General features: G+C 64.8%; 7 protein-coding genes and 2 tRNA genes. 3 read left to right on the top strand and 6 right to left on the bottom strand.

What is annotated here, in order from left to right:
* Nucleotides 1-1,084 (bottom strand): 4-hydroxy-3-methylbut-2-enyl diphosphate reductase (gene ispH / locus ACE3SN_RS15415; protein ID WP_374531501.1); only part of this gene is annotated, 1,084 nt, incomplete at its 3' end.
* Nucleotides 1,085-1,185: 101 nt separating this feature from the next.
* Between ispH and ACE3SN_RS15410 the strand changes: the two genes are divergently transcribed.
* Both ACE3SN_RS15410 and ACE3SN_RS15405 read left to right on the top strand, forming a co-directional pair.
* The gene (locus tag ACE3SN_RS15410; RefSeq protein ID WP_374531498.1) at nt 1,186-2,658 is read left to right on the top strand and encodes a phytoene desaturase; all 1,473 of its coding nucleotides are present in this window, start codon (nt 1,186-1,188) and stop codon (nt 2,656-2,658) included.
* A gap of 8 nt (nt 2,659-2,666) precedes the next feature.
* Nucleotides 2,667-3,170, top strand: coding sequence for a beta-carotene hydroxylase (locus tag ACE3SN_RS15405; protein ID WP_374531496.1), 504 nt, complete (start codon nt 2,667-2,669; stop codon nt 3,168-3,170).
* Here ACE3SN_RS15405 and ACE3SN_RS15400 read toward each other — a convergent pair.
* Both ACE3SN_RS15400 and crtY read right to left on the bottom strand, forming a co-directional pair.
* Entirely contained in the window at nt 3,167-4,090 is a 924-nt protein-coding gene (locus ACE3SN_RS15400) for a phytoene/squalene synthase family protein (protein ID WP_374531494.1), read from the bottom strand. The two genes, ACE3SN_RS15405 and ACE3SN_RS15400, sit on opposite strands and share 4 nt — an antisense overlap.
* A complete protein-coding gene (gene crtY / locus ACE3SN_RS15395; protein WP_374531492.1) occupies nt 4,087-5,235 on the bottom strand; it encodes a lycopene beta-cyclase CrtY in 1,149 nt (382 codons plus the stop codon). Before crtY ends, ACE3SN_RS15400 begins: the two co-directional genes overlap by 4 nt.
* A 95-nt stretch (nt 5,236-5,330) precedes the next feature.
* Between crtY and ACE3SN_RS15390 the strand changes: the two genes are divergently transcribed.
* Nucleotides 5,331-5,813 carry a DUF2141 domain-containing protein gene (locus ACE3SN_RS15390; protein ID WP_374531490.1) on the top strand — a complete coding sequence of 161 codons (483 nt, stop codon included), beginning with the start codon at nt 5,331-5,333 and terminating at the stop codon, nt 5,811-5,813.
* 69 nt (nt 5,814-5,882) lie between these two features.
* Here the strand turns inward: ACE3SN_RS15390 and ACE3SN_RS15385 are convergent.
* The 3 genes from ACE3SN_RS15385 to ACE3SN_RS15375 all read right to left on the bottom strand — a co-directional run.
* Nucleotides 5,883-5,958: transfer RNA gene (locus ACE3SN_RS15385), tRNA-Thr, on the bottom strand.
* Between the two features lie 116 nt (nt 5,959-6,074).
* Nucleotides 6,075-6,150: transfer RNA gene (locus ACE3SN_RS15380), tRNA-Val, on the bottom strand.
* A 64-nt stretch (nt 6,151-6,214) separates the two neighbouring features.
* Nucleotides 6,215-6,928 (bottom strand): winged helix DNA-binding protein (locus ACE3SN_RS15375; protein ID WP_374531489.1); only part of this gene is annotated, 714 nt, incomplete at its 5' end.

Genomic DNA, 6,928 nt, shown 5'->3' with positions numbered 1-6,928 from the left:
GGTCGCGACCGCGCCCATGACCGATCGCCCGGTCGAGTTCGGCATCGATATCCTTGCGCAAGCGCACCAGGCGATCTTCGAGCGATCCGGCGCCCTCCTCGCCGCCAAGACCGGCGAGTGCCACGGCGCGAAACCGCACGTCTTCGACCGCGCCTTCAGTCTCGCTGATCGTGCAGCCGAGTTCGGCAAGCGCATCGCAGATCGCATCGACCACGTCGGCGGGAGTGGACGCCGCCGCGGTCAGGCCGATCCGGCGTGCGTTCAGTACGGCGGCCAGCGGCAGCTCGGCGGCGGCGGCGATCAGGCGGGCGTCGGGACAGCCGGCCGCGCTGGCCACCTCTACCAGACGGCGCGCATTCGATGACATCGGGTCACCCGCGACGAGGACCAGATCGCATTTGCGCGCGATGGCCTCGATCGCGTTCTGGCGATTGGTCGTCGCATAGCAGATGTCGCTTGAGCGCGGTCCCGCAACGTCGGGGAAGCGCGCCTTGATCGCTTCGATCATCGCCGCCGCATCCCGCTGGGAGAAAGTGGTTTGCACCGCATATGCGAGTGCCATGTTCGGGGGCAGATCCAGCGCGTCGAGATCCTCGGGCTTGGAGACCACGGACACCGCTCCGGCGGGCACCTGGCCAAGCGTCCCGACGATTTCGGGATGACCAAGATGCCCGATCAGCAGGACATGCCGACCAGCGCGGTACCAATTGTCGATCTCGGCATGAACCTTGGCCACTAGCGGGCAGATCGCATCGACCACCCGCAGATTGCGTGATTGCGCCGCCAGTTTTACCGACCGGGCACTCCCGTGGGCGGACAGGATCGTGATCGCGCCGGGGGGGATTTCGGCCACATCCTGAACGAAAATCGCGCCCAGCCGCTCAAGCCGCCGCACGACGACCTGATTGTGAACGATGGCGCGGCGGACGTAAACCGGAGCGCCATACTGATCCAGAGCCCGCTCGACGGCATCGATCGCGCGCTGCACCCCGGCACAGAAGCCGCGCGGATTGGCGAGCAGCACCTCGCGCGGTTGCTGACTGCTCTTGTGCGAATTTGCGCTCGGAAGGGTTCTGGCGGCCATGGTGGTTCTTCTCGCCGTCAGAGTGCGATGCCTTGCCCTGTGGTGGTATCCGCCCTTTGGGACAGGTTGATTGACCCGCCGCCTGTCATAGGTGCGATGCCATGCCCAATCCCCGTTCAGCAATCGTAATCGGTTCCGGCTTTGGCGGCCTCGCCCTGGCGATCCGTCTGCAAAGCGCAGGAATCGAGACAACTATCGTCGAAGCGCGCGATCGCCCCGGGGGGCGCGCTTATGTCTGGAAGCGCGACGGCTACACATTCGATGCCGGGCCGACGGTCATCACCGATCCGGCCTGCCTCGAAGAATTGTGGGCGTTGTCCGGCAGCCGGATGGCCGACGATGTCACGCTGCTTCCGGTGCACCCGTTTTACCGTCTGATCTGGAATGACGGGACGCAATTCGACTATTCCAATGTCGATGCAGAACTGAACGCGGAAATCGCGCGGCTCAACCCGGCCGATGTGGCCGGCTATGCGCGCTTTCTCGAATATTCGCGGGGCGTTTACGAAGAAGGCTATCTCAAGCTTGGTGCGGTGCCGTTCCTCGATTTCACCGCAATGCTGAAGGTCGCCCCTGCGCTTGCCCGTCACCAGGCGTGGCGATCCGTATACTCGGTCGTTTCAAGCTTCGTGAAGGACGACAGGCTGCGTCAGGCGCTATCCTTTCATACCCTGCTCGTCGGCGGCAACCCGATGAACACCAGCAGCATCTATGCGCTGATCCATCGGCTGGAAAAGCTCGGCGGGGTTTGGTTTGCTAAGGGCGGTACGAACGCCCTGGTAAACGGGATGATTGCTTTGTTCGAACGTCTCGGCGGCAAGCTCATTCTGGGCGAAAAGGTCAGCCGGATCACCCACGAGCGCAAGCGCGTTACCGGCATCGTGACCGCCTCGTCGCGGGTACTGACCGCCGACCTGGTGGCCAGCAATGGCGATCTGGTGCATAGTTATGGTCTGCTCGAAGGCTCGGGATATGCTGCCAGAAAGGTGCGCTCGCTGCACCGCAAGCGGTTTTCGCCCAGCTTGTTCGTCGTTCATTTCGGGCTGCGTGGCTCTTTCCCGGGCATTGCACACCATTCGATCCTCTTCTCCGACCGGTACGGCCCGTTGCTCGACGACATCTATCGCAAGGGGCGCCTCGCGGCAGACCCGTCGATCTATCTGCATCATCCCAGCGCAACCGATCCGGACATGGCCCCGACCGGCAAATCGACCTTCTATGCGCTTGCCCCCGTGCCGCACATGGGCCGGGCCGCGGTCGACTGGGTGGCCGAAGGACCGCGGTACCGCGATGTGGTACTCGGCAGGATCCGCGATCTCCTCATCCCCGATCTCGATGACCGCCTCGACACCTGCTATCATTACTCTCCGCAGGATTTTGCCGACGATCTTGGCGCTCACCTTGGCAGCGCCTTCAGCCTCGAACCGGTGCTGACCCAGAGTGCGTGGTTCCGCGGCCACAACCGTGACGACCATTTTCCCAATCTCTATTTTGTCGGCGCGGGAACCCATCCCGGCGCGGGCATTCCCGGCGTGGTCGGCAGTGCCAAGGCGACTGCCAGCCTGATCGTGTGACGCCGGCGATGCACGTGCTGATCCTCGCGGCGATTTTCCTGACGACCCTGGGCGCGATGGAACTGTTTGCCTATGCCATGCACCGCTGGGTGATGCATGGCCCCGGTTGGTTCTTGCACGCCAGCCATCATCGCACCCGCGAGGGCTGGTTCGAGTGGAACGACCTCTACGCGGCAATCTTTGCCCTACCCTCGATCGCAATGATCTGGCTCGGCGTGCGCGGCGGATGGGGAGAATGGGCAACCGCGATCGGTGCCGGGATCGCTGGTTACGGTGCGATCTACTTCGGCTTTCACGACTGGATCGTGCACCGCCGCCTGCCGCATCGGATTGTTCCCAAGAGCAATTATTTCAAGCGGATCGTTCAGGCCCATCGGCTGCATCATGTGGTTGAGAGCAAGCATGGCAACGTCAGCTTCGGCTTTCTCTGGGCGCCGCCAATCGACACCCTCAAGGCCCAATTGCGCGCGGCGGATGCTGGGCAGCTGCGCGGCCCCGCCCTGCGCAACTAACGGGGGCGCGTCCAAAGCATATCGCGCGGAGCCGGAGACGGCGGCAGGATGCTGACCAGACCGGCGCGCGCAAGCAGACCAACCTTGCGCAAGGTCCCGGTCCTCACCCGTTGATCCCAGGCCTGTTCGCCAAGTTTCAAGACCATTTCGCCGATCGCACCGTAAATGCCGTCGGCCGCCAATACGGCCAGCCGCGAGCGCAGCGGCAGTCGCGCCGCGCCAACGCGGGCCGAACGGCGATAGGGCCGCGCCAGCAGGACCAGCCGCCGCGCCAATCTGGCGATCCTCAGCCGCGCCTCGGGACGGATCAGGTCGGCTTCGTCCAGCCCTTCCGCCTGCAACCAGTCCGCGGGCAGATAGCATCGGCCAACTTGGGCATCAGGCACGATGTCGCGGGCAATATTGGCAAGCTGGAAGGCCAGGCCAAGATCGCAAGCCCGGTCGAGCGTATCTTCGTCGTCGGCGCTTACCCCCATGATCACCGCCATCATGCAACCGACGGATCCTGCGACGTGGTAGCAATAGCGCAGCAGGTCATCTTCGGTTCGGGGCCGCCATCCGGCCGCATCGAGTGCAAAACCTGCAAGATGATCCTCGATGAGCCGGCGCGGCAGGTTCGTTTCGCACGCCACCTGGCGCAACGCCGCGAACGGGATTGGCACGTCTGCCGCCCCGTCGAGCGCGGCGATTGTCAACGCTTCGAGCCGGGCCTGAGCTTCGCCGGGTCCGGGCGGCGTCCGGGCATCGTGGCCAAGTTCTTGCCCATCGGTCAGGTCATCGGCGGCGCGGCACCAGGCGTAGAGCAGCCAGGCCCGCTCCCGCGTTGCGGGCGCGAAAAGCTTGCTGGCCGCCGCAAAACTTTGCGATCCGCGTGCGATCGTGGCGGCGGCGGCGGTCACCAGGGCGGCGCGTTCCATCATCCTCGCACCATTGCCCTGAGCGCCGCCAGAACCGGAACGGGCGGGCGCCCGGACAGGATCCGCAAGCAATCGGGTCGCGTCAGCTGACCGGCATAGAAGCGCGCGATAAGCGCAGGCGACAGGCGATAGAAATGCGCAAAGATGCGATGCCGCTGATCGGGCGGCGCAGCACCGAACAGCATCCGATTGAGCAGCCTGAAAAAGCGCATCTCGCGCCAGCATTGCAGGAAGCGCGCGCGGCTCCATCGCGCCAGGTCCGGTCCGTCCAGTCGGCCCGGCAGGGCGGCCAGTTCGGCGGCCAGTTGCATCGCCAATCCGAACGAATACCCGGTCGTGGCGTGGAAGAACCCGCCCGCCAGGCCCAGCCGCGCAACGGGATCGCGGCTCGGCCAGAACACCGCCGGATCGCCGCCGAGCAGGATCGGCAAGACACCGGTTTCCCGGCGCAGTTCGGCCCCCAGCAGCCCGCGCTCTGCGGCGAGCACGCGAACCCGTTCGGCAATTATCGCCACGGGCAAGTCGGGCGTATCGCTGTAATAGGTATCCTCGATCAGCACGCGGCGCGCGGCCAGTGGCAAGGTGTAGACAAAGCGATAGCCATCGCACTGCGGCACCGTGGCATCCATCACCTCCGCGCAATCCGGCTCCGGATGAGCGGCCGCGAATTCGATCCCGACGAATTTCTGCCAGCCAAGGTTCAACCCCGGCATCGCGCACTGCGGGCCGCGTGCGTCGATCACGCCCCTGGCCGCAATCCGCTCGCCAGTGGTCAGGACCACCGCCTCCGCCTCCAACAGGGCCACGCCGATTCCGGTGCGCCACTGTCCAGCCGGCAAGCGCGATCGTACCAGCGTGTCCAGCGCTGCGGATTGAACCGAATTATAAGGTACCGCGAATTCGCGCACCCGGCTTTCGAAACGCACGCGATGACGCCGCCAGCGCATGGGTTCAAGCGCGGCGACAAGCGCCCCGGCTGCTTGCGGCACGTCGCTATCGAAAAACGACCAGGTGTGATCGCCGCCAAAGCGCTCCCCGCGTTCGAGCAGCAAGAGCGGGATATCCGGCCGCCGCTCCGCCAGGCACAAGGCCGCGAGCGAGCCGGCCAGCCCGCCCCCGACAATCACCAACGGAGCACCAGTCGCCATTGTCGCCGATTAGGCTGATCGGCCCGGCGGGCCTATCCTCCCCAAAGTTCATGCACCGTGCGGCTTGCCGCGCACGGCCGGGCGGCTAATCTGCGATGATGGATCAACCGCGACACCGCTTTTTCCGCCGGCTCAGGTTCCGGGCCGGCCCGCCTGCTGCCTGCTTGTTGGCGGTGTTGGCCCCTTCGCCGGGCCAGGCCCAGATCGAAGAGGCCGCGGTTGCCGTCACCATCATTGGGGTGAAGTCGGAAAAGGGCGTGATTCGCCTGGCGCTTTGTCCGCCGGCAGCTCCCTTTCCCGACTGCCGCGACAGGGCCGTTCGCACCGCCAGCCTGACGATTGCCAACGGCACGGCGCGCACCGAACTGACCGGACTTGCGGCAGGCAGCTATGCGGTCAGTGTGTTTCACGACGCCAACGCCAACGGCAAGCTCGACACGATGCTGGGCGTTCCGCGCGAGGGGTACGGCTTCTCGCGCAATCCCCCGTTCAAGCCGCGCGCACCTCGTTTTTCCGAAGCCCAGATTGAATTGCGGGATCGCGTCAGCATCACGATCAAGCTTCGCTACGTGCTCTAGGCGATGGCGCCGACGGTGCTGCGAAGCATTGGATACTCAAGCTTTCAGGAACAACCTGGAGCAGGGAAATGGTGCCGCTTACGTGACTCGAACACGTGACCCCATCATTACGAATGATGTGCTCTACCAACTGAGCTAAAGCGGCATGCCGGAGCGGCCTTTAGGGCCAGGCAAGGCGGCCCCTTACAGGGCTGCGGGGTTTGGTGCAATTGCCATTTGACCGAAATTCCTTCCGCATATTGCAGACGAATCGCGATGTCATGGTGGGCGGTGAGGGGCTCGAACCCCCGACCCTCTCGGTGTAAACGAGATGCTCTACCAACTGAGCTAACCGCCCTTGCCCCGCGCCCTTAGCTTGGTGCGGGGTGAAACGGAAGCCCCGGAGCATAATTCATGCGGGTCTAGACGAGGCGCGGTGCGGCGGGCCCCAGTTCCGCGAAGTAGCGCGACATCGCGTCGCTGGCCTTGTCGGTCAGCGTAATGAAGGCGCGGCGCCGATCGGCTTCATCCTCAACCCGCTGGAACAGGCCGCACTCAGTCATCTGGCCGATCCACCGCAGCGCAGTGGTTGGCGGGACACCGCTGGAAATACACAGACTGGTAACCGACACCCGCGCGTGTTCAGCCCGCGCGGCGGTCAAATCGAGCAGCATGTCCCAGGCGGGATCGGCAAACAGTTCGCCATCGAAAAAGCGCGCCCGCATCTGGCGCTGACGAATGATCCGCCGCACCAGTCGCGGATCGGGGAGCGGCGGCCGCGGCGCGCGGACCAGCCGTTCGCTGCCATCTTCAGCCAGGGGCGCAAAAGCTGACTTGGGACTTTCAAACCGGAACGCCCCTGCTCCGCCGCCGCCTTGCGGCTGGCTGGAGGCATCGTTCCCGGCAAGGCGTTCAAGCTTGCTGGCGATCTCGCTCACTTGCTGGGTCAGCCGCATCAGCGCCAACCGGTCTTCCTCTGAAAGTTCGCGCACAACCTTGCCCGGCGCAACCGCCAAAGCACGGCCCAGCGCGATCACGCGTTCGGCGCGGGTCGGGTCGATCAGGATCTGCGGATTCGACTGGTCAAGGCAGCCGAATACATCGTCCAAGGCGGCAAGGCTGGTCGAAACCACCAG

The sequence above is a fragment of the Novosphingobium sp. genome (assembly GCF_041915465.1).
In the GTDB taxonomy this organism is placed as follows: domain Bacteria; phylum Pseudomonadota; class Alphaproteobacteria; order Sphingomonadales; family Sphingomonadaceae; genus Novosphingobium.
The sequence above is the reverse complement of the archived record's forward strand: the minus strand, read 5'-3'. Positions and strand labels throughout refer to the sequence as shown.